This is a genomic window from Pseudomonas sp. NBRC 111119 (assembly GCF_001320125.1).
GTDB classification, from domain to species: domain Bacteria; phylum Pseudomonadota; class Gammaproteobacteria; order Pseudomonadales; family Pseudomonadaceae; genus Aquipseudomonas; species Aquipseudomonas parafulva.
The window spans coordinates 27,707-50,291 of record NZ_BCAV01000067.1; the positions used below are offsets into that span (position 1 = coordinate 27,707).

21 protein-coding genes and 1 pseudogene are annotated in these 22,585 nt (G+C 63.4%); 11 read left to right on the top strand and 11 right to left on the bottom strand.

Features of this window, described 5'->3' with window-relative positions; translation table 11 throughout:
* From APH25_RS22365 to APH25_RS22375, 3 genes are all read left to right on the top strand, one after another.
* On the top strand, positions 1–1,155 hold the full coding sequence (locus tag APH25_RS22365; protein ID WP_060483435.1) for an ABC transporter ATP-binding protein: 1,155 nt from the start codon (positions 1–3) through the stop codon (positions 1,153–1,155).
* Between the two features lie 102 nt (positions 1,156–1,257).
* Positions 1,258–2,550, top strand: a complete 1,293-nt coding sequence (locus APH25_RS22370; protein WP_236403184.1) for a carbohydrate porin — start codon at positions 1,258–1,260, stop codon at positions 2,548–2,550.
* 117 nt (positions 2,551–2,667) lie between these two features.
* Entirely contained in the window at positions 2,668–3,522 is an 855-nt protein-coding gene (locus APH25_RS22375) for a D-hexose-6-phosphate mutarotase (RefSeq protein ID WP_060483437.1), read from the top strand.
* Here the strand turns inward: APH25_RS22375 and hexR are convergent.
* Entirely contained in the window at positions 3,515–4,378 is an 864-nt protein-coding gene (gene hexR / locus APH25_RS22380; RefSeq protein WP_169774905.1) for a DNA-binding transcriptional regulator HexR, read from the bottom strand. The genes APH25_RS22375 and hexR overlap by 8 nt on opposite strands.
* A gap of 210 nt (positions 4,379–4,588) precedes the next feature.
* Between hexR and zwf the strand changes: the two genes are divergently transcribed.
* Genes zwf through APH25_RS22395 form a run of 3 tightly spaced genes read left to right on the top strand, consistent with a single transcriptional unit; the run spans position 4,589 to position 7,468 of the window.
* Positions 4,589–6,058: a glucose-6-phosphate dehydrogenase gene (zwf, locus tag APH25_RS22385; protein WP_028631468.1), complete on the top strand. Its 1,470-nt coding sequence runs from the start codon at positions 4,589–4,591 to the stop codon at positions 6,056–6,058.
* On the top strand, positions 6,030–6,770 hold the full coding sequence (gene pgl, locus APH25_RS22390) for a 6-phosphogluconolactonase (protein WP_060483438.1): 741 nt from the start codon (positions 6,030–6,032) through the stop codon (positions 6,768–6,770). The genes zwf and pgl overlap by 29 nt, the downstream gene beginning before the upstream one ends.
* Positions 6,771–6,787: 17 nt before the next feature.
* Complete coding sequence (locus APH25_RS22395) at positions 6,788–7,468, top strand: bifunctional 4-hydroxy-2-oxoglutarate aldolase/2-dehydro-3-deoxy-phosphogluconate aldolase (protein ID WP_060483439.1); 681 nt, start codon at positions 6,788–6,790, stop codon at positions 7,466–7,468.
* Between the two features lie 154 nt (positions 7,469–7,622).
* Here APH25_RS22395 and leuA read toward each other — a convergent pair whose 3' ends face one another.
* From leuA to APH25_RS22420, 5 genes are all read right to left on the bottom strand, one after another.
* Positions 7,623–9,296 (bottom strand): 2-isopropylmalate synthase, encoded by a 1,674-nt coding sequence (gene leuA, locus APH25_RS22400; RefSeq protein ID WP_028631465.1) that lies wholly within the window; start codon positions 9,294–9,296, stop codon positions 7,623–7,625.
* A 340-nt stretch (positions 9,297–9,636) separates the two neighbouring features.
* The gene (locus APH25_RS22405) at positions 9,637–10,464 is read right to left on the bottom strand and encodes a M23 family metallopeptidase (RefSeq protein WP_060483440.1); all 828 of its coding nucleotides are present in this window, start codon (positions 10,462–10,464) and stop codon (positions 9,637–9,639) included.
* Positions 10,465–10,467: 3 nt separating this feature from the next.
* Complete coding sequence (gene xseA, locus APH25_RS22410) at positions 10,468–11,847, bottom strand: exodeoxyribonuclease VII large subunit (protein WP_060483441.1); 1,380 nt, start codon at positions 11,845–11,847, stop codon at positions 10,468–10,470.
* A gap of 79 nt (positions 11,848–11,926) precedes the next feature.
* Complete coding sequence (locus APH25_RS22415; RefSeq protein ID WP_060483442.1) at positions 11,927–12,673, bottom strand: transglutaminase family protein; 747 nt, start codon at positions 12,671–12,673, stop codon at positions 11,927–11,929.
* Between the two features lie 50 nt (positions 12,674–12,723).
* Positions 12,724–13,611 carry a LysR family transcriptional regulator gene (locus APH25_RS22420; RefSeq protein WP_060483443.1) on the bottom strand — a complete coding sequence of 296 codons (888 nt, stop codon included), beginning with the start codon at positions 13,609–13,611 and terminating at the stop codon, positions 12,724–12,726.
* 114 nt (positions 13,612–13,725) lie between these two features.
* On the opposite strand from APH25_RS22420, the gene APH25_RS22425 reads away from it, so the two are divergent.
* The 4 genes from APH25_RS22425 to guaA all read left to right on the top strand — a co-directional run bounded on the left by APH25_RS22425 (position 13,726) and on the right by guaA (position 18,411).
* Entirely contained in the window at positions 13,726–14,481 is a 756-nt protein-coding gene (locus APH25_RS22425) for a sulfite exporter TauE/SafE family protein (RefSeq protein WP_060483461.1), read from the top strand.
* Positions 14,482–14,532: 51 nt separating this feature from the next.
* Entirely contained in the window at positions 14,533–15,087 is a 555-nt protein-coding gene (locus tag APH25_RS22430; protein ID WP_060483444.1) for a hypothetical protein, read from the top strand.
* 150 nt (positions 15,088–15,237) lie between these two features.
* Complete coding sequence (gene guaB / locus APH25_RS22435; RefSeq protein ID WP_028631458.1) at positions 15,238–16,707, top strand: IMP dehydrogenase; 1,470 nt, start codon at positions 15,238–15,240, stop codon at positions 16,705–16,707.
* A gap of 126 nt (positions 16,708–16,833) precedes the next feature.
* Positions 16,834–18,411, top strand: a complete 1,578-nt coding sequence (gene guaA / locus APH25_RS22440) for a glutamine-hydrolyzing GMP synthase (RefSeq protein ID WP_028631457.1) — start codon at positions 16,834–16,836, stop codon at positions 18,409–18,411.
* 141 nt (positions 18,412–18,552) lie between these two features.
* On the opposite strand, the gene APH25_RS22445 is transcribed toward guaA, so the two are convergent.
* The 4 genes and pseudogenes from APH25_RS22445 to APH25_RS22460 all read right to left on the bottom strand — a co-directional run bounded on the left by APH25_RS22445 (position 18,553) and on the right by APH25_RS22460 (position 20,967).
* Entirely contained in the window at positions 18,553–18,792 is a 240-nt protein-coding gene (locus APH25_RS22445; RefSeq protein WP_060483445.1) for a Rieske 2Fe-2S domain-containing protein, read from the bottom strand.
* Positions 18,785–19,546: pseudogene (locus APH25_RS25575) on the bottom strand (iron-containing redox enzyme family protein); the annotation flags it as partial. The pseudogene APH25_RS25575 and the gene APH25_RS22445, both read right to left, overlap by 8 nt.
* Before the next feature lie 54 nt (positions 19,547–19,600).
* Complete coding sequence (locus tag APH25_RS25580; RefSeq protein WP_256217607.1) at positions 19,601–20,299, bottom strand: LuxR family transcriptional regulator; 699 nt, start codon at positions 20,297–20,299, stop codon at positions 19,601–19,603.
* Between the two features lie 35 nt (positions 20,300–20,334).
* Positions 20,335–20,967 (bottom strand): glutathione S-transferase family protein, encoded by a 633-nt coding sequence (locus APH25_RS22460; protein ID WP_060483447.1) that lies wholly within the window; start codon positions 20,965–20,967, stop codon positions 20,335–20,337.
* 85 nt (positions 20,968–21,052) lie between these two features.
* On the opposite strand from APH25_RS22460, the gene APH25_RS22465 reads away from it, so the two are divergent.
* The gene (locus tag APH25_RS22465; RefSeq protein WP_060483448.1) at positions 21,053–22,126 is read left to right on the top strand and encodes a hypothetical protein; all 1,074 of its coding nucleotides are present in this window, start codon (positions 21,053–21,055) and stop codon (positions 22,124–22,126) included.
* Here the strand turns inward: APH25_RS22465 and APH25_RS22470 are convergent.
* A complete protein-coding gene (locus APH25_RS22470) occupies positions 22,111–22,575 on the bottom strand; it encodes a MarR family winged helix-turn-helix transcriptional regulator (RefSeq protein WP_028634817.1) in 465 nt (154 codons plus the stop codon). The two genes, APH25_RS22465 and APH25_RS22470, sit on opposite strands and share 16 nt — an antisense overlap.
* Positions 22,576–22,585 lie beyond the last annotated feature (10 nt).

Consider the following 22,585-nt stretch of genomic DNA (forward strand, 5'->3'; position numbering starts at 1 on the left):
ATGGCAACGCTCGAACTTCGCAATGTGAACAAGACCTACGGCAGCGGCCTGCCTGACACCCTCAAGGACATTCAGCTGGCCATCAAGGACGGGGAGTTTCTGATTCTGGTAGGGCCTTCAGGCTGCGGTAAATCCACGCTGATGAACTGCATCGCTGGCCTTGAGCAGATCACTGGCGGCGCCATTCTGATCGACCAGCAGGACGTCAGCGGCATGAGCCCCAAGGACCGCGACATCGCCATGGTGTTCCAGTCCTATGCGCTGTACCCCACCATGAGCGTTCGGGAAAACATCGAGTTCGGCCTGAAGATCCGCAAGATGCCCCAGGCGGCCATCGACGAAGAGGTGGCGCGGGTGGCCAAGCTGCTGCAAATCGAGCACCTGCTGGCGCGCAAGCCCGCGCAGCTGTCGGGCGGCCAGCAGCAGCGTGTGGCCATGGGCCGTGCGTTGGCGCGCAGGCCAAAGATCTACCTGTTCGATGAGCCGCTGTCCAACCTCGATGCCAAGCTGCGCGTAGAGATGCGCACCGAAATGAAACTGATGCACCAGCGCCTGAAGACCACCACTGTGTATGTCACCCACGACCAGATCGAGGCCATGACCCTGGGTGACAAGGTGGCGGTGATGAAGGACGGCATCATCCAGCAGTTCGGCACCCCGCAGCAGATCTACAACGACCCGGCCAACCAGTTCGTCGCCAGCTTCATCGGCTCGCCGCCCATGAACTTCGTACCCGTGCGGGTGACGGCGCAGAGCGGCTGCCTGGTGGCCGTGCTGGACAGTGGCCAGGCGCGTTGCGAATTGCCATTGCCCGGCGCTGCTGCCGAGCTGGAAGGGCGCGAGGTCATACTGGGTATCCGCCCCGAGCAGATCGCCCTGGGCGGTGCGCAGGGCAATGGCCTGCCCGGCATCCGCGCCGAGGTGCAGGTTACCGAACCCACCGGCCCCGACCTGCTGGTGTTCGTCACCCTCAACCAGACCAAGGTGTGTTGCCGACTGGCGCCGGATGTGGCGTGCCGGGTGGGTGACACGCTTGCCCTGCAATTCGACCCGGCACGGGTACTGCTGTTCGACGCTGCAAGCGGCGAACGGCTGCGCCTGGCCAGCACCACCGCAAGCGTAATGGACAACGCGGCTGCCAGTACGGGCCGTTGACTCGTCAACACCATCAAATAAGAAAAAAGAGGACGTAAAGGGATGGAACAGCGCAAACGCACCACCGCCTGGGGCTCACTGGCCCTGTTGGCACCGCTGGCAATGGCCTGCAGCACTGCCGCTCAAGCTGCCGAGGCCTTTTCCAGTGAATCCAAATGGATGACCGGGGACTGGGGTGGCACCCGTACCGAGCTGCTCGACAAGGGCTACGACTTCACCGTCGACTACGTGGGGGAGGTGGCCGGTAACCTGCGCGGCGGCTACAACCACGACAAGACGGCGCGCTACAGCGATCAGTTTGCCCTGGGCGCACACCTGGACCTGCAAAAGATTCTTGGCTGGCACGATGCCGAGTTCAAGCTGGCGATCACCGAGCGCAGCGGCCGCAACCTGTCCAACGACCGCATCAGCGACCCGCGTGCCGGGCAGTTCAGCTCGGTGCAGGAAGTATGGGGCCGTGGCCAGACCTGGCGCCTGACCCAGATGTGGGTCAAGCAGAAGTACTTCGATGGCGCACTGGACGTGAAATTCGGCCGGTTTGGCGAGGGCGAGGACTTCAACAGCTTCCCGTGCGACTTCCAGAACCTGTCGTTCTGCGGCTCCCAGGTGGGCAACTGGGTGGGCGGCATCTGGTACAACTGGCCGGTGAGCCAGTGGGCGCTGCGGGTCAAGTACAACATCACGCCGGAGTTCTTCGTGCAGGTGGGCGCCTACGAGCAGAACCCCTCCAACCTGGAAACCGGCAATGGCTTCAAGCTCAGCGGCAGCGGCACCAAGGGGGCGATCCTGCCGGTGGAAATGGTCTGGTCGCCCAAGGTCAACGGCCTGCCGGGCGAGTACCGCCTGGGTTACTACTACAGCACTGCCGACGCCCAGGACGTTTACAAGGATGTGAACGGCAATGCCCAGGGCATCAGCGGGTCGGGCTTCAAGTCCCATTCCAGCAAGCATGGCTGGTGGGTGGTGGCGCAGCAGCAAGTCACGGCCCAGGCCGGGGACGTCAACCGTGGCCTCAGCCTGTTCGCCAACTTCACCGTGCATGACAAGGCCACCAACGTGGTGGACAACTACCAGCAGGTGGGCATGGTGTACAAAGGCGCGTTCGATGCCCGCCCCAAAGACGACATCGGCTTTGGTATCGCACGTATCCATGTCAACGACGATGTGCGCAAGCGCGCGCAGCAGCTCAACGCGCAAAGCGGCATCGACGATTACGACAACCCGGGCTTCGTGCCGCTGCAGCGCACCGAGTACAACGCCGAGCTGTACTACGGTTTCCACGTGACCAACTGGCTGACCGTGCGCCCCAACCTGCAGTACATCAAGAGCCCGGGCGGGGTGGACGAAGTGGATAACGCGCTGGTCGCAGGCCTGAAGATTCAGTCGTCATTCTGACGCCATTTGTTGTAAATTTACGCCAATCCCTTTTTGGCGCCCGCTACCCACTGCCCAGCAGTGGGTAGCGGGGACAGGCCGAGACAGCGCTACCTCAAACAACAAGAGCCCTGAACCATGCCGGACCATCCGCTTCATCGCTTCTTTGCCTCGCAGCGGCCGCGGCCGACGTTCGAGTGGGAGCGTTACCAGCAGCGTGATGTGCTGGTCATCGATCACCCCCGCTGCCAGGCGGTGTTCAGCCGCCAGGGCGCGCAACTGCTGCACTTCCAACCAGCAGGGGAACGGCCCTGGCTGTGGTGCGCCGAGCAGTGGCCGCAGGTGGGTGCCATCCGCGGCGGTGTGCCGGTGTGCTGGCCGTGGTATGGCCGCCACCCTAGCGAGGATTTGTGGCCAGCCCATGGCTGGGCGCGGTTGCTGGACTGGAAGCTGATGGACAGCCAGGAGGACGAGCAGGGGGTCAGCCTCAGGTGGCGGCTGGAACTGTGCGATTGGCAGGTGGACCTGCACGCCCAGTTGGGCAGCCGCATGGAACTGAGCCTGAGCACCGAGCACCAGGACAGCGAGCCTTGCCAGCTGAGCCATGCGCTGCTGGCGTATTGGCGTATCAGTGACGTGTCCGAGATAGCGCTGTCCGGGCTCGAAGACATCGAAGGTTATGACCGGCTCAGCCGTCAGGCCTGCCGCCAGGGTGGCGCCTTGAAGCTCAAGGGCGGCTGCCAGCGGGTGTACCCGGGCATACCCCGGGTGCAATTGCAGGACCCGGCCTGGCAGCGCGAGCTGTGCATCGACACCGGTGACAGCGATGACACGGTGGTCTGGCACCCGGGCAGCCGGCCTTTACTGGGTGTGACGGGCCGCGAGTGCCAGCGCTTCGTGTGCGTCGAAGCGGCCAGCGGCAGTGACGAAGGCCTGAGCCTGGCACCGGGGCAGCGCGCGCACCTGAGCCTGCAGGCGCACCGGCTCAGTTGAGCTCGTCGTCCTCGATGGGGTAGCGGCTGGCGTTGAGGCTTTCCTTGATCTTGCGCAGGTGCGGCTGGAAGTCCACACCGCGGCGCAGGGTCATGCCGGTGGCCAGTACGTCGAGTACGGTCAGCTGGATGATGCGCGAGGTCATGGGCATGTAGATGTCGGTGTCCTCGGGCAGCGGAATGTGCAGGCTGAGGCTGCAGGCATTGGCCAGCGGCGAACCGGCAGCAGTCAGGCCCAGTACCGAGGCGCCGTTTTCCCGCGCCAGACGCGCCACCTCGACCAGTTCGCGGGTACGCCCGGTGTAGGAAATGATCACGAACAGGTCGCCGGTATGCGCCACCGAGGCCAGCATGCGTTGCATCAGCACGTCGGCGTGGGCCGACACGGCCAGGTTGAAGCGGAAGAACTTGTGCTGGGCGTCCAGCGCCACCGGGGCCGAGGCGCCCAGGCCGAAGAAATGGATCTGCCGGGCCTGGATCATCATGTCCACGGCGCGGCTGACTTGCTGCGGGTCGAGCTGCTGGCAGGCGCTGTCGAGCGAAGCGATGGCGCTGGCGAAGATCTTCTGGGTATAGGCCGCTGGGTCATCGTCGGCCTCCACCGCCCGGCTGACATAGGCGGCGCCGCTGGCCAGGCTCTGCGCCAGTTGCAGCTTGAGTTCGGGGTAGCCGCTGACGCCGAACGAACGGCAGAAGCGGTTGACGGTAGGCTCGCTGACCTTGGCCGCCTGGGCCAGTGCAGCGATGCTGAAACGGGTGGCTTGTTGCGGGTTGAGCAGAATGACTTCGGCGACTTTGCGTTCGGCCTTGTTCAGCTCGTCGAGGCGTCCCTGGATCTGTTCCAGAAGGTTTCTCACGCGGTCCATGGGGTGTCCTTGGGTCGGGAAGACAGGCGGCTGTGGGAGCAGCAGGCCTTTTGCACGGTCGTCTATCGTACTGGCGGTGCGAGTTGCGCACCACTTGTCTGTCGTACTTCTGTCTAATGTTGTGGTTTTTACTACATTAGCCCTTGAAAACCGTATGTGAAAGCGGTATTCCTAGTCCAACTTTAGGAAAGAACCAACATCATGGCTGCAATCAGTGTCGAACCTTGCACCTTTGCCCTGTTTGGCGCCTTGGGCGACCTGGCGCTGCGCAAGCTGTTTCCTGCGCTGTACCAACTCGACCGGGCCAACCTGCTGCACCCCCAGACGCGCCTGCTGGCGCTGGCCCGTGAGGCGGGCAGCGCCCAGGACCACCTGAGCACCATCGAGGCGCACCTGCGCCAGCACGTGGCGCAAGCGGACCTGGAGCCAGTGGCACTCGCACGCTTCCTGGCCCGGCTGCATTACCAGCACCTGGATTTTCTTCAGCCCGAGGGCTATCAGGCCCTGGCCGAGCAGGTGCCGGGCGAGCAGCCGTTGATTGCCTACTTTGCCACGGCCGCCGCGGTGTACGGGGCGATCTGCGAAAACCTGGACAACGCAGGCCTCAGTGCGCGCACCCGTGTGGTGCTTGAAAAGCCCATTGGGCACGACCTTGAGTCGTCGCGCCGGGTCAACGATGCCGTGGCGCGGTTCTTCCCTGAAAACCGCGTGTACCGCATCGACCACTACCTGGGCAAGGAAACGGTGCAGAACCTGATTGCCCTGCGCTTTGCCAACAGCCTGTTCGAAACCCAGTGGAACCAGAACTCCATCTCCCACGTGGAAATCACCGTGGCTGAGAAGGTCGGCATCGAAGGCCGCTGGGGGTACTTCGACAAGGCCGGGCAGCTGCGCGACATGATCCAGAACCACCTGCTGCAGCTGCTGTGCCTGATCGCCATGGACCCGCCCAGCGAGCTGTCTGCAGACGCTATCCGCGACGAGAAGGTAAAGGTGCTAAAGGCACTGGCCCCGATCACCGGCGATGGGCTGAGCACCCGCGTGGTGCGTGGCCAGTACATTGCCGGCTACAGCGATGGCAAGCCGGTACCCGGTTACCTTGAAGAAGACAACGCCAACGCCCAGAGCGACACCGAAACGTTCGTGGCCTTGCGCGCCGACATCCGCAACTGGCGCTGGTCGGGTGTGCCGTTCTACCTGCGTACCGGCAAGCGCATGCCGCAAAAACTGTCGCAGATCGTCATCCACTTCAAGGAGACGCCCCACTATATCTTTGCTCCGGAACAACGTTTGCAGGTGGGGAACAAGCTGATCATTCGCCTGCAGCCTGACGAAGGTATTTCGTTGCGGGTCATGACCAAGGAGCAGGGGCTGGACAAGGGCATGCAATTGCGCAGCGGCCCGTTGCAGCTGAATTTTTCCGATGCCTGGCGCAGTGCGCGGATTCCGGATGCCTACGAGCGCTTGTTGCTCGAAGTGATGCGTGGCAACCAGAACCTGTTCGTGCGCAAGGATGAGATCGAGCACGCTTGGCAGTGGTGCGACCAGCTGATCGCCGGCTGGCGTAACGCCGGTGACGCCCCCAAGCCTTATGCGGCCGGCAGTTGGGGGCCGATGAGCTCGATTGCATTGATCACACGCGATGGGAGGGCCTGGTATGGCGACATCTGAGGCGATATCTGAACTGCAACTGCCCGCGAGCGCTACAGCGCACGCCCTGGCAGATGCCCGTACCCTGGCTGCCACCCTGGCCGAAGACGTGGCTGCACGCCTGCGCGCCGCCATTGCTGCCAATGGGCATGCCTGCGTGGTGTTGTCGGGTGGGCGCAGCCCGGTGGCTTTCCTGGAACAACTGGCCGGCCAGCCTCTGGACTGGAACAACGTCACGGTCAGCCTGGCCGATGAGCGCTGGGTGCCGGTCGAACATGCGGACAGCAACGCCGGGCTACTGGCCCGGCATCTGTTCAAGGGGGCTGCTGCCAAGGCCCGCTTCCTCGGCCTGTACCAGCAGGCGCCCAACCTCGAGGCGGCCGCCGAGCTGGCCGACCAGGCATTGGCCGAGCTGCCGCCGATCGACGTGCTGGTGCTGGGCATGGGGGATGACGGGCACACCGCCTCGCTTTTCCCCGGCAGCCCCAACCTGGCCTTGGGGCTGGACACCACCCACCCGCGTCGCTGTTTGCCAATGCTCGCGCCGGTGGTACCGCACCAGCGGCTGTCCATGACCCGCTCGCTGCTGGCGGGCGCCGCTTTCACTGCGCTGTCCGTGCAAGGGCAGGGCAAACTCGCTACCCTGCGCGCCGCGCTGGCTGGCAACGACCTCGCGCAAATGCCGATTCGCGCCTTTCTACATGCCCCCCTGGACATCTACTGGTGCCCATGAGCCAAGGATCCACAGTCATGACCACCCTCGAACGCCCACAGCCCCTGCTTTCCATGGCCGGGAAAGCCGACCGGGTCGACGCCATCTGCGAAGCGGCGCGCATCCTGCCGGTGATTACCATTGCCCGCGAGCAAGACATCCTGCCACTGGCTGACGCACTGGCAGCAGGTGGCATCCGTACCCTGGAAGTAACGCTACGCTCGCAGCACGGGCTGAAGGCCATCCAGGTGCTGCGTGAGCAGCGCCCAGAGCTGTGCGTGGGCGCAGGTACCGTGCTCGATCGTAAAATGTTTGCCGCGGTCGAGGCTGCCGGTGCCCAGTTCGTGGTGACCCCGGGCATTACCCAGGACATCCTGCTGGCGGGTGTGGAGAGCGAGATCCCGCTGCTGCCGGGTATCAGCACACCGTCCGAGATCATGATGGGTTATGCGCTGGGCTATCGCCGCTTCAAGCTGTTCCCGGCAGAGATCAGTGGCGGGGTTGCCGCGATCAAGGCCTTCGGCGGGCCGTTCGGCGATATCCGTTTCTGCCCAACAGGCGGCGTGAACCCGGCCAATGTGCGCAATTACATGGCGCTGCCGAATGTGATGTGCGTGGGGGGCACCTGGATGCTGGACAGCAGCTGGGTCAAGAACGGCGACTGGGCGCGGATCCAGGCCTGCAGCGCTGAGGCGATGGCCCTGGTTGAAGGCAACTGAATTTGTTGTGTGCTTTACGGCTTTTAGGGCGCTTGGTCGGCGCCCTTTTTTTTGGCCTGGGGAAGGTGCGCCGCAGGCGGTGCATCGCAAGCTTTGCTCGCTCCTGCCGGTAAGTGGGGCATTCGGCGGAGCGAGCTTTGCTCGTAATGGCTGATCAGGCCGCCTTGGCTTGCTGCTGGCTCAGCGAGCGGTTCAGCGCGCTGAACAGGGCTTTGAAGCTGGCTGTGGTGATGTTTTCATCGATGCCCACACCGTGCACCGGGCGACCACCGGCCACACGCAGCTCGATGTACGCCGCGGCCTTGGCATTGGTGCCCGCGCCAATGGCGTGCTCGTTGTAGTCCATGATTTCCACGGCCACTGGCAGGCCTGCCACCAGGGCTTCCAGGGCGCCATTGCCCTTGCCGCGCCAGTGCAGGGTGGTTTCGCCCTCGCCGGCAACTTCCACTTCCACGGCGCTGTGGCCGTTTTCTTCCTGCAGACGGTGGCTGACCAAGGCATAAGGCGCGTTGGCCTGGAGGTATTCCTTGTGCAGCAGGCTGTAGATCTGCTGGGCGGTCATTTCCAGGCCCAGGCGGTCGGTTTCGCCTTGTACCACCTGGCTGAACTCGATTTGCATGCGGCGCGGCAGGCTGATGCCGTATTCCTGTTCGAGCAGGTAGGTGATGCCACCTTTGCCCGACTGGCTGTTCACACGGATGACGGCCTCGTAGCTGCGGCCGATATCGGCCGGGTCGATCGGCAGGTAAGGCACCTCCCACAATGCGCCTTCCTGCTGTTTGGCCAGGCCCTTGCGGATAGCATCCTGGTGCGAGCCGGAGAAGGCGGTGTGTACCAGGTCACCCACATACGGATGGCGTGGGTGAACCGGCAGCTGGTTGCACTCTTCCACGACCTTGCGCACGCCGTCGATGTCGGAGAAGTCCAGCAACGGGTCGATACCCTGGGTGTAGAGGTTCAGGGCCAGGGTGACCAGGTCGACGTTGCCGGTACGCTCGCCGTTGCCGAACAGGCAGCCCTCGGCACGGTCGGCGCCGGCCATCAGCCCCAGTTCGGTGGCGGCGATGCCGGTGCCACGGTCGTTGTGGCAGTGCAGGCTGATGATCACGCTGTCGCGGCGGTTGATGTTGCGGCAGAACCATTCGATCTGGTCGGCGTAGATGTTCGGCGTGGCAACTTCCACGGTGGCCGGCAGGTTGAGGATGAGCTTGTGCTCAGGGGTGGGGTTCCACACCTCGATCACTGCATCGCACACTTCCTTGGCGAACTCCATTTCGGTCGCGCTGAAGGTTTCGGGCGAGTACTGGAAGGTCCAGTGGGTTTCCGGCTGCTGGGCAGCATATTTGACGAACAGTTTGGCCGCGTTCACCGCGATGTCCTTCACGCCCTGCTTGTCCTGGTTGAAGACGATGCGGCGGAAGGCCGGGCAGGTGGCGTTGTACAGGTGCACGATGGCCTTCTTGGCACCGCGCAGCGACTCGAAGGTACGGGCGATGAGGTCTTCACGGGCCTGGGTGAGCACCTGAATGGTGGTGTCATCCGGGATGTGGCCGTCTTCGATCAACGTACGCACGAAGTCGAAATCGGTCTGCGAGGCGGACGGGAACGAGGCTTCGATTTCCTTCACGCCGACTTGCACCAAGGTCTTCCAGAAACGCAGCTTCTTCTCCGCGTCCATCGGCTCGATCAGCGACTGGTTGCCATCACGCAGGTCCGAGCTGCACCAGATGGGCGCGGCGGTGATGGTTTTCGACGGCCAGGTACGGTCAGGCAGGTCGATGGTCGGGAACGCGCGGTATTTCTTCGAAGGGTCTTTGAGCATGGTCATGGAAGCAATCCTTTTGTGTGCGGCCGAGGTCGGGCCTGCCGGGCAATAACGAGGTAAGGGGCGAGGCGACGCGATTCAGCCTGGTAGTCGAGCGCTGACCAGGCAAAGGCTGCGATGTTGTCGGAGCAGAATGAGGGTGCTGAAGGTTTTCATGCCCTCAACCCTAACCAGTGGGGTGGGGGATGGCAAGCGCTTGAAAAAAATTGAGAGGAATGCTTAAAAAAAGCCATTTTGCGAGATTTAATGGCACTAATCCGGCTCAGGCTTTTGTATTTTTGCTGGGTATTTTTCGATGGCGCAAATCGAGGGAAGTAGGGGCATGCTCGCCGCGCCGTCGATCTCAGGGCTGAAACGCGCCGATGAAAATGGCCGGGTCCACCCGCGCATCGTTCAGGCTGACATTCCAGTGCATGTGCGGCCCGGTAGCACGCCCGGTCGAGCCCACGCGCCCCACCACGTCCCCGCGCCGCAACGGTTGGCCAACCTTCACATCGATCTTGGACATATGGCAGAACATACTGATGAAGCCCTGCCCATGGTCGACGAACACCGTGCGGCCGTTGAAGAAATAGTCCCCCACCAGGATCACCTTGCCGTTGGCGGGTGTCTTGATCGGCGTGCCGGCTGGTACGGCGAAGTCCAGGCCAGCATGCGGGTTGCGCTCTTCGCCATTGAAGAAGCGGCGCACGCCGAACTTGCTCGACAGCGGCCCATTCACCGGCTTGTCGAGGATCAGGTTGCTGGGCAGGCCAGGGCTGAAGCTGCGGTAGGCCTTGATCTGTTCGGCCAGCTCGCGGTCGATGCGCTTGAGGTCGGCCGGGTTGGGGTTCACCTGGCGGGTGTTCTTGAGGGTGATGCGCTGCTCGGGGTACTGCTTGGTGCCGACGGTGAACGGCAGGTTGCGGCTGCCTTGCTGCAGCACAGCGCTGCCGGGCTTCTGGGTAAGCGGTATGCCCACGATCGCCAGCCAGTTGTCCTGCTCCTTCACCACCAGTACCGGTTTGCCGTCGAAGCGCGCACTGGGGGCGCTGGCGGCCGGGCCGAGGTCGACCACGGCAACGCCACCAGGCACCGGCTTGTCCAGCGTGCGGGTGATGTAGCTGGCCTGGGCGCCGGTCGCCAGCAGCGTGAGGGTAAGGGCAAACAGGGGGGCGAGCAGACGTGGCATGTGTCAGTCCAGTAAAGAGAGCGTGACCGGGGTCAGGTGGTTGTCTTCGACGCGTACGTGCAGTTCGCCTTCGTTGAGGCGGGCCGTCAGGCGCTGGCCGTTGTGGGTCTGCTCGGCGCTGCGCACAGCCTGGCCGCGTTCGTCCAGCAGGATGCTGTAGCCGCGTGCCAGGGTGGCCAGCGGGCTGACCACCTGCAGGGTCTGCAGTTGTGCCTGAAAACGCTGCCGGCGGTCTTTGAGCACATCGCGCATGGCACGTGGCAGGCGCTCGGCCAGGCTGTCCAGGCGCTGGCCGAGCAACGTCAGCGCACGCCCGGGGTGCTGCGCGGCCAGCCGGGTTTCCAGGCGCACCATGCGTTCGCGGCGCTGGTTGAGGGTGTGCATGAATGCACGGCGCAGGCGCATGTCCAGGTCGTCCAGGCGCTGGGCCTGTTGGCGCAGGCGCTCGCCTGGGTGGCGCAGGCGCCGGGCCAGCGACTCGACGCGCAGGCGGTCATGGGCCAGGCGGTTCTGCATGCGCAGCAGCAGGCGCCGTTGCAGGCCATCGAGGCGATGTTGCAGGCCGCTGCTGTCGGGGGCCAGCAGCTCGGCGGCAGCCGAAGGGGTTGGCGCGCGTACATCGGCGACAAAGTCACTGATCGAGACGTCCGTTTCGTGGCCTACGGCGCTCACGATAGGGGTGCGGCAGGCGGCCACGGCCCGCGCCACGGCTTCTTCGTTGAAGCACCACAGGTCTTCCAGCGAGCCGCCGCCGCGGGCCAGGATCAACGCATCGAAGCCTTGGCTGTCGGCCAGGCGCAGGGCCCGCACGATCTGCGCGATGGCGTCGCGACCCTGCACGGCAGTGGGGATCAGGTTCAATTCCACCTGCGGTGCACGCCGGGCAAACACGCTGATGATGTCGCGGATCACCGCACCGGTGGGGGAAGTCACGATACCGATGCGCTGCGGGTGGGCCGGCAGGGGTTGCTTGCGCTCGGTGCTGAACAGCCCCTCGGCGCCGAGTTTTTCCTTCAGTGCTTCGAAGGCCAGGCGCAACGCGCCGTCACCGGCCGGCTCGACCGTGTCGAGAATGAGCTGGTAGTCACCGCGCCCCTCGAACAGCGAAACCTTGCCGCGCACGCGCACTGCCAGGCCATCGCGCAATGCCTGTCGCACCCGCGTGGCGTTTTGCCGGAACAGCGCACAGCGCACCTGGGCGCCGCTGTCCTTGAGGGTGAAGTACATGTGCCCGGAGGCAGGGCGGGCCAGGTTGGAGATTTCACCCTCCACCCACACGCTGCGGAATACGTCTTCCAGCAGCACCCGGGCGCGGCCGTTGAGTTGGCTGACGGTGAGCACTTCCCGGTCAAGGCCGAGGCGTTCGAAAGGGTCTCTGATCATGGGCGGCACTATAAAGGATAGCGGGGCAGGGTGTCGTGCCTGTGTGGTAGTTGCCAGTTGCCGAGTGCTTGCAAGCGGGTCATCGACCGGCGTGGTCGCAGGGCCGCTCACCCTTTGCGCCTGCGCGAATCCGTTGCACGTTAGCGTTCAGCTGCCGGTGGAAAAAGTGCCGGTACAACCAACCTTTGACCCCGCTGAGGTTGGTGTTGTGCTCGCGATAGAACGCATCGGGCGAAGCATATAGCCCCAGTTCGCGGGCAATGCCCTCGCGTTGTATGTAGGTGTCGCGCCCGGTCCATTGAACAGGTGGCTCGGCCAGGGACGGAGTGGCCACCGCGTACCCCACGAAAGCATGTCGGCAATCGCTGAACCGGGCCTGCACGGCCTGCAGGTACTGTTGGTCGAGAATCACTCCCTCCAGTACCACCCAACTGCCGTCCAGCAAAACTTCGACCCAGGTGTGCAGGATTTCCTGAGGCGCCAGCCAGTAGACAAATGCTGTCAGCGCCCCTTTTTGCAGGCGCTTGTCGATGGTGAAGCCGCGTAGCCTGCAAGGGATGCCCAGGGCACGCAGCAAGGCCATCAACAGGGTCGATTTGGTATTGCAGTGACCCAGCCCCTCTTCGAGGGTTACTGACGCAGGTGTGCTGTCGGCACCGGCGTTGTAGCCGAACAGAATCTCGTCGCGGCAAAACTCGTAGACTGCCTGGGCGCCACGCTGCGGCGGCAGCTGTCGCCAGCCGCGGGTTTCAATCAGGCGGCTGATTGCCGGCGCGTCGAAGTCGAGTATCGGCGTGGGCTGCAGATAATGCTGTTGAATGCTCATTGCAAAACCTCCGTGTTTTGCCTAGCGTGGACCCTGTAGCTACTTCAAGGTCAAGCGCCGCCGCCCAGGTGATCCTTGAATTGCCTGACCAGCGCCCCGGCATCCCGACGGTAGGCAACCGCCACCGTACTGACGCAACCGTGGTCGTTCACAGGGATGAACCGCAGTGCAGCGGGGGCGATGTCTTGCATGCACTGCGGCAGCAGCGCCACCCCGAACCCGGCCTGAATCAGTTGCAACTGGGTGGTCTTGCGCGAAACCACCTGGGCCGGCCGTGGGAAGAACCCGGCGCCCATGCACAGCTCTGCCGACAGGTAGCTCAACCCGCCGCGCTGGTGATGGGGGAGGGAGATGAACGGTTGCTCACGCAGCTCGTTCAGGCCAATGCTTTTCCGGTTGGCCAGGGCGTGGTGGCCCGCCACCGCCAATAACAGCGGCTCATCGAACAGTGGCTCGATGCATACCCCTTCGTGTTGGCGCAGTACCGGCAGCCGCAGCATTCCGATATCCAGGCGCCCGTGGGCCAGCTCTTCTAGCTGGCCTTCAGAGGACAGCTGGGCGATTTCCATGCACACCTCTGGGTTTTCCTGCAGGTAGCCACTGAGGCGTTGCAGCAGCAGCCCGGTCAGCGGCACGGTGCTGGAATGGCTGAGCCGCAGGCTACCCCGCAGGCCCTGGCCGACCGCGCGGGCCAGGTCACCCGCTTTTTCCAGGTCCTGCAACACGTTGCGCGCACGCGGTAGAAATGCCGCGCCGGCGGCCGTCAGGCGAGGTAGGCGGGCGGTGCGCTCGAACAACGGCGTGCCCAGTTGTTGCTCCAGTTCCTTGACCTGGCGGCTGAGAGCTGACTGGGCAATGTACAGGCGTTCGGCAGCAGCGCTGAAGCTGCCGCTCTCGGCGATTTCCACAAAGTAGCGTAATTGGCGGGTAGAGATCATGGGCTATGCCGTTTCGAGATGGCGGGTGGCGATATTGGATATTAGCCGGCATGCCTGTGGTCTGGTTAAGGTAGGTTGAAATGACTAGAAGGTGTGGCCCGGATGCTCGCTGACCTGCTCGCCCAACTGCCGTTCAGCCCGCTCGGCTGGCTGCTCATCCTGCTGGGGGTGGCTGCGGCCTATGTGGTATTCGGCATTGCCGGCTTTGGTACCGCGCTGGTGGCCGGGCCCATTCTGATCAACTTCATGCCGTTGTCCCGGCTCATCCCCCTGCTGGTGTTGCTGGATTTCGTGGCAGCCCTGGGCAACCTGCTGCCTTCGCGTCGCGATGTAGTGCGTGGCGAGTTGCTGCGGCTGCTGCCGTTCATGGCCATCGGTTGTACCTTGGGCGTGGTGTTCCTGCTGAAGCTCAGGTCGGACGTGCTGCTGTTGTTGATGGGGCTGTTCGTGACGGGGTATGCCCTGTACGGGTTGGCGGTAAAGGTGCGGCCGGCCACCCTGGCCGGATGGTGGGCGGCGCCGATGGGTACGGTGGGCGGTTTGTTCGGGGCGCTGTTCGGCAGTGGCGGGTTTCTCTACGCCCTCTACCTGAGCGCGCGGCTGGAGGCCAAGGAGCAGGTGCGTGCCACTCAGAGCGCCTTGATCAGTTGCAGCACGGTGGTACGGCTGGCGCTGTTCATGCTCGCCGGGGTGTATGCCGACAAGGGGTTGCTGTTGCTTGCCCTGTGCTTGCTGCCAGTGATGTTCGTTGGCCTGTGGTGCGGGCGCAGGCTCGCCTGTCGCTTGTCGCGCGAAGCGTTCGTTCGGCTGGTCACCTGGCTGGTACTGGCCAGCGGCCTGGCGCTCATCGGCCGGTACCTGAGCACCTGAGCAGGGGGTAGAATAGCCCGACCCTTGCAGCTTCCCAGGCCTGTACCGTTCATGAATACCCAGAGCATCATCGTCCCCCGGCTGTCTACCGTCCCCGTGCACGAGGCACGTGCCCGTGCCATCCTGCGCTGGCTGGTACGGGAAAAGGTCGTCGAGGAGCAACTGACCACCTGCGGGCTAGCCGGCAACCGCATGGGTCATGCCCTGGCCGAAGGGGCGCGCAAGGTGGCCCTGCACCCCGAAAAACTACCGTTTGGCACAGCGGTGAACGGCCTTGAAGTGATGCTCAAGCGCTGCATCTATACCCCCACCGAGGGGTTTCTTGAAGAAGCCGGTTGCCCCGAATGCCGGCGCGAGGTGGGCGAGCCGCTGTTCGAAAGCCTCGAAGAGTGGATGCCGGGGGTCAGCGACAACTTCACCTGCCCGCTGTGTGGGTTCGAAGATGACATCAATGGCTTCATCTTCCTGCAACCCTGCGCCTTCTCGAACCTAGGCTTCATGTTCAACAACTGGGGCGAGGCCGGCTTCACCCAGGCGTTCCTCGATAACTTCGCCGACTGGCTCGACCAGCCGGTGGCAGTGGTGCAGGTGAACGCCAAGGCGTAAGCCAGTGCCAGTCGGTCAAGGCCTAGGTCCTGTGGCACACACCGTTCTGTAGCCTGCCGCCTGTAACTTGAAGCTTGATTTACATTGAGCGGCGCGCCGTGCATCAGTATAATGGCGCGCTTCCATTTTTCCCGCCCGGGAGCCCCCGCGATGCTGCGTATCAGCCAAGAAGCCCTGACCTTCGACGACATTCTCCTTGTACCTGGCTACTCCGAGGTACTGCCCAATGAAGTCAGTCTCAAGACCCGTTTGACCCGTGGCATCGAGCTGAACATTCCGCTGGTCTCCGCCGCCATGGACACCGTCACCGAAGCGCGCCTGGCCATTGCCATGGCCCAGGAAGGCGGCATCGGCATCATTCACAAGAACATGACCATCGAACAGCAGGCCGGCGAAGTGCGCAAGGTCAAGAAGTTCGAGGCTGGCGTGGTGAAGGACCCGATCACCATCGAAGCCGATGCCACCGTGCGCGACCTCTTCGACCTCACCCGCCTGAACAACATCTCCGGTGTTCCGGTGCTGGAGAACGGTGATCTGGTCGGTATCGTCACCTCCCGCGACGTACGCTTCGAAACCCGTCTGGACGCCAAGGTCCGCGACGTGATGACGCCCAAAGAGCGGCTGGTCACCGTGCGCGAAGGCGCCAACAAGAACGAAGTGCGCGAGCTGCTGCACAAGCACCGCCTTGAAAAGGTGCTGATCGTCGACGACAAGTTCAGCCTCAAGGGCATGATGACCGTCAAGGACATCGAAAAAGCCAAGGCCTACCCGCTGGCCAGCAAGGACGACCAGGGTCGCCTGCGTGTCGGCGCCGCAGTCGGCACTGGCAAGGACACCGGTGAGCGCGTAGCCGCCCTGGTCGCTGCCGGTGTGGACGTGGTGGTGGTGGACACCGCCCACGGTCATTCCAAGGGCGTGATCGACCGCGTTCGCTGGGTCAAGGAAACCTACCCGCACGTGCAGGTAATCGGCGGCAACATCGCCACTGGCGCTGCTGCCAAGGCCCTGGCCGAAGCGGGCGCCGATGCGGTCAAGGTCGGTATCGGCCCAGGCTCCATCTGCACCACCCGTATCGTTGCCGGTGTCGGCGTGCCGCAGATCAGCGCCATCGCCAACGTTGCCGCTGCGCTGGAAGGCACAGGCGTGCCGCTGATCGCCGACGGCGGTATCCGCTTCTCCGGTGACCTGTCCAAGGCCATCGTTGCCGGTGCGTCCTGCGTGATGATGGGTTCGATGTTTGCCGGTACCGAAGAGGCTCCAGGCGAAGTCGAGCTGTTCCAGGGCCGTTCCTACAAGGCCTACCGCGGCATGGGGTCGCTGGGGGCCATGGCGCAGGCGCAAGGCTCGTCCGACCGCTACTTCCAGGACTCCTCGGCCGGTGCCGAGAAGCTGGTACCGGAAGGTATCGAAGGCCGTGTGCCGTACAAAGGCGCGCTGGCCGCGATCATCCACCAGCTGATGGGCGGCCTGCGTTCGTCCATGGGCTATACCGGCAGCGCGACCATCGAAGAGATGCGCACCAAGCCGGAGTTCGTGCGCATCACCGGTGCCGGCATGGCCGAGTCCCACGTGCACGACGTACAGATCACCAAGGAAGCCCCCAACTACCGCGTCGGCTGATTGCCGCCAGCAGTAAGCCTCGCGCTTCAAGCTCCAAGCGGTGGCTGCGTTCAGCAGCTGCCGCGTTTTCCCCGATCAACTTGCAGCTTGCAGCTTCAAGCTCGCAGCTGAATCAGAGATTCCCCCATGGCCCTCGATATTCACGCCCACCGTATCCTGATCCTCGATTTCGGCTCCCAGTACACCCAGCTGATCGCCCGCCGCGTGCGCGAGATCGGTGTGTACTGCGAACTGCACCCGTTCGACATGGACGATGAAGCGATCCGCGAATTCAACCCGCGCGGCATCATCCTCGCCGGTGGCCCCGAGTCGGTTCACGAAGCCAACAGCCCCCGTGCGCCGCAGGCAGTGTTCGACCTGAACGTGCCCGTGCTGGGCATCTGCTACGGCATGCAGACCATGGCCGAGCAGATGGGCGGCAAGGTTGCAGGCTCCGAGCTGCGTGAGTTCGGATACGCCCGTGTCGACGTGGTAGGCAAGAGCCGCCTGCTCGATGGCATCGAAGACCATATCGACGCTGACGGCGTGCTGGGCCTGGACGTGTGGATGAGCCACGGCGACAAGGTCACCCAGATGCCGGCTGACTTCCACGTGCTGGCCAGCACCCCCAGCTGCCCGATCGCCGGCATGTTCGACGACAACCGTGGTTACTACGGCGTGCAGTTCCACCCGGAAGTGACCCACACCAAGCAGGGCGGTCGCATTCTGTCCCGCTTCGTGCAGGACATCTGCGGTTGCGAAGCCCTGTGGACCCCGTCCAACATCGTCGAAGACGCCATTGCCCAGGTGCGTGAGCAGGTGGGTTCGGCCAACGTCCTGCTGGGCCTGTCCGGCGGCGTTGACAGCTCGGTGGTTGCGGCGCTGCTGCACCGCGCCATCGGCGACCAGCTGACCTGCGTATTCGTCGACAACGGCCTGCTGCGCCTACACGAAGGCGACCAGGTGATGGCCATGTTCAAGGAGAACATGGGCGTCAAGGTGATCCGTGCCGACGCCGAAAAGCAGTTCCTCGACAACCTGGCCGGCGAAGCCGACCCCGAGAAGAAGCGCAAGATCATCGGCCGCACCTTCATCGACATCTTCGATGCCGAAGCCAGCAAGCTGCCGAACATCCAGTTCCTGGCCCAAGGCACCATCTACCCCGACGTGATCGAGTCGGCTGGCGCCAAGAGCGGCAAGGCCCACGTGATCAAGTCCCACCACAACGTGGGTGGCCTGCCGGAAGAGATGAACCTCAAGCTGGTCGAGCCACTGCGTGAGCTGTTCAAGGACGAAGTGCGCAAGATCGGCCTGGAACTGGGCCTGCCGTACGACATGGTCTACCGCCACCCATTCCCTGGCCCGGGCCTGGGCGTGCGCATCCTCGGCGAAGTGAAGAAGGAATACGCCGACATCCTGCGCCGTGCCGACCATATCTTCATCGAAGAGCTGCGCAAAGCTGACTGGTACCACAAAACCAGCCAGGCCTTCGTGGTGTTCCAGCCGGTGAAGTCGGTGGGCGTGGTAGGCGATGGCCGCCGTTACGCCTGGGTCGTCGCGCTGCGCGCCGTCGAAACCGTAGACTTCATGACCGCCCGTTGGGCACACCTGCCGTACGAACTGCTGGAAACCGTCAGCGGGCGGATCATCAACGAAATCGAAGGTATTTCGCGGGTGACCTACGACGTGTCGAGCAAGCCGCCTGCGACGATTGAGTGGGAATAATCCCACGTCCGGTGTAAGCCAGGAGCACGTGGTCAGATAAACCCCGGGAGCCCGCGTAATTGCGGGCTTTCGGCTTTTTGGGGCTGACTAGGCAAGGCAGCACATCATTAAGTCGAGTGGCCGCTGCTGCGGCTCAGTGGGTCAAGTGAGCTTCCGGCAGGCGAGGCTGCCGCAGTCCGGGCCGCTCAACTGTTCGCCTGTTTCCAGGCTGAACACCGAGAAGTGCAGCGGGCACATGATGGTGCGACGGTCATGATTGACCATGCCATGCTCCAGCCACCCTTGCCTGTGCGGGCACAGGCTCGGCACCTCGTAGGTCTGGTCACCTACCTGCACGGTGAAGGTGGCTGGGCGCAGGGCGACGTCCGCCTCTTCAAGCATGCGCCACCTCCTTGCCCGCCTTGGAGGCTTGAGCTTTGTACACCGCCTCATCGAACGCGGTATTGGTGATCAGGCGGCCCATACAGATGCCTTGCCACGCCTTGACGTAGTCGAGTGCGCGGTCATTATCCATGGCCTTGAGCAGCCGTTGCCCTTCCAGGGCATGGAAAGCGTCAATGTGTACGTGTTCGGTGTAGTAGGTATGGGCCTTGATGCTCAGCCGCTCGCACAGCGCGGTGTAGCAGCCAAAGAAGAAGGGCACCACGGTCTCGAAGTACGTGATCACCCCGGCAAAATACGACGGATCATCGGCCCGCATGGTCAACCAGCAGAACATGTTGGGGAACGAGCAGCCGGCCTCACCGTTTGCCTTGATATTGCTCTCGAGGTCTGTCGGCATGCCCAGTTCGTCGAGCAGCACCTTGTACAGCGTGGTGTGGGAGCGCTTGATGTTACCGGAGCCGAACTCGTCGATCATCATGCGCAGCATGGGCATCTGGGCCTCCAGGCTCAAGCGTGGCATCAGGTGGTAGAACACCTGTGCCTCGGTCAGGCCATCGAGCGCAAACTCCTGTACCAGGATCTTGAACTCGTCAAGGTCCATGTCCTGCGCCACGTAGCGTGCCGTGGGCGGTTTGTCGGCCTTGTCCTGCTCCACCAGCGCGGCCAGCATCTTGCGCAGCTCGGCAAAGCTTGCGGGCTGTTCTTGCGTCTGGCTTTCACGGATCGCATTGTCGATCCAGGCGCGCTCGAACTGTACCTAGGTACAGGCCAGGCTGTCGGGCAGGCTGGGTGGGTAGTGCTGCCGTCAGGCAATACCTAGACGCGATGCTTCGAACACTGCCTGCTTGGCGGTTTGAACGTCGAGTTTGCGCACCACATTGGCCATGTGGAACTTCACCGTCCGCTCGCGTATATCGCAGATGCAGGCGATCTCGCTGTAGGACTTGCCCATGGCGACCCAGCCGAGGATCGTTTGCTCGCGCAGTGTGAGCGCCTGATCGATGCTCGATACAATGCTCGTGCTGACGTTGAGCGAGCTGTGGAAAGCCACCAAAGCCAGTTGCAGGGTGCCCTTGATCGCATCGATCCTGGCATGGAAGTCTGGGCTGTGTTCGCGGTTGAACAGGTTCAGCAGGCCCATTCTGTGTTGCGGGTCATGCACCACGAAGGTGTAGCCGTCGTCCAGGGAGAACTGGCGCATCAGCGCTTCGAACTCGCCTTGCCCGGCAATCGGTTTGCGCTGGAAGGCTTCGATCCATGAATAGGGCGCCACGCTTTCCACGCCGTGGGCGACTACCGGGTCAACGCGGTATAGCGCCTTGCTGCAGTACTCCTGTTGCCAGGCCAGCGGGTAGCTGGAGAGAAACGTCGACAAGCCAAGCGTGCGCTTGTCGATGATGGTGTAGGTGAAGGGGCAGTCAATTTCGCAGGGCAGCAATTCGATCAGGTTGGCCAGGTTGGGGTCCTGGCCAGGCCTGATGGGAAGGTGAGCGTTGATATTCATGATCAACATCTTCTTTATATCAGGCGGGAAAGTGTTCAGGCGTTGGCGCGGGATTTCTTCAGGCCCTGGCGCACGGCAGGGCGCTGTTCCAGTTGGTCGAGCCATGCCTTGACGGCAGGAAAGGCGCCGATGTCCAGGCCCAGCTCCTCATAGGTGCGTAGCCAGGTGAACAGCGCGATGTCGGCAATGGTGTAGCGGTCTCCCGTAATGAACGGGTGCTTGCTCAATTCGCCCTCGACCACCCCGTACAGGCGCAAGGACTCGCGGGTATAACGCTCCAGCGCCTGGGCATTTTTGACATCGGTGCCGTGCCTGAACCACCACAGTTGCCCCAGCATCGGGCCGATGCTAGCGATTTGAAAGCTCAGCCATTGCTGGATCAGCAGCTTGTCCACGCCCTGCTCACCGCCCAGTTGCCCCTGTTGCTCGGCGAGGTAGGTGAGGATTACCGCTGACTCGAACAAGGTGCGCCCCTGTGCCGTATCGACCAGCACGGGGATCTTGCCGTTAGGGTTGAGCTTCACGAAGTCGGGCTGCTTCTGGTCGCCCTTGCCCAGGTCGAGGTCGGTCTGCTCGTAGTCGAGCCCCAGTTCTTCCAGAGCGATCGAGATTTTCTGGCCGTTTGGGGTGTCGGCGGTGTACAGGCGCAGCGATGCAGACGTAGCCATAGGATCCTTCCTTTGTGGTTGCATTTGCAATCAGTCTGCATTATCCCTATTGCAGATCGCAAGACCTGCATGAGGAGTTTCAAGGATGGACCACCTGCGCCTACAGCACACCCCCAATACCATGTCGGCCGCTCAAGCCTGCATCGCCGAGATCGAGCGGGGGTACCGGGACAAGGCGGGCACTCATGGCTCGCCGCTGTTCACGGTCTTTGATTTGCTCAAGCGACTGCAGGGCAGTGCCACGACCAGTGGACAATTCTGGATGATCAACGACCGCGCCACCGACCCCCAGGGCGGTACGGCGATCAGCGCATGGCCCTTGTGGTTCAGCGAGCAGTCGCGCCGCGACGAGCGCCCGCTTTTCTACATGACCCAGGCACCGACGTCGGCCGAGGTGTCCATGCTGACTGCCCAGACAGCTGAACGCGGGATCATCCTCAATGACATCGAGTCCTCACCGTCGCGCTGGGCGAAGGGCGCGCATCCCTGGCTGCCTCTGTGGCTGGCGTCCAACCGCAGGTGCACGCCGTTCGACCCGGCCTGCGGGGATGAAGCCAAGGCGATTCTGGTCGGCGCACTGCACGAGCTGTATCTGGAAGGCGCGCCAGGCTTCTGCTACATGACGTTGCACGATATCCCTGGCGAAGGGCTGGCCTGCGACCGTTCGGCCGCGCACCTGGGCATGTACCGCCTGACGTCGGCACCTGAGGGGGCCGTGGCACAGGTGCGCTTGCTGGGAGCAGGGCTGATGCTGCGCGAGGTGCGCGCGGCGGCGGCTTTACTGCACGGGGAGTGGGGGCTTGATGCAGAGGTCTGGAGTTGCCCCAGCTACACACGGCTGGCACGTGATGCCGAGCGGCAGGCCCGGTCCAGGCGCCTGCAGCGCGCCGAGCCGCCTGTCAGTTGCCACCTGCAACAGTGCCTGGGTACCAGTGAGGTGCCGGTGGTCGCGGTCACGGGTTATGCCGAGTTCGTCGCAGCGCAGCTCGGCGCCTATGTCGCGGCGCCCTTCACGGCATTGGGTGCCGATAGCCTGGACCCTAACCAGCACCTCGATCGCCACTGGATCGTGGTCACGGTGCTGCGCGCCTTGGCCGAGCGTGGCGAAGTGGGCACTGCAAGTGTGAGCGAGGCGCTGTCGCGCTACCGCTTGGCCTGACCGGGGGTTGGCGACAGGCGAGCGTTACCGCTCGCCTGCTCCAATGCACTGGCGAAGACGCGCTGTTGTTCCTCGTCGAATGCCACCAGAAACAGCTCTTCGACGGAGTGCTTGTACACCGCCCACATCCGTTTGCGCAGGTCCCGGCCGCTGTCTGTGATACGGGCAATTGCACCGCGTCCGTCCTCGGCCGCTTTCTCCCGGGCCACGTAGCCTTCCTTCTCCAGGCGGTCGACCAGGCGGGTCAGGTTGTAGCGTTCGATGGCCATGACGTCGGCCAGCTCGTGCATGCGCCGCGCGCCCTCTTCGCCGCTTTCGATCCCCCACAAGGCGTCGTACCACGCGTAGGGCGGCAGCCCCTGTTCGGCCAGGCGCCGCTCGATTTCCCGGATGAGGCAGCGGTGCGCACGGATGAAGCTGTACCAGAGGTCTGGCGTCGGGATGGTCATGGGTTCTTCC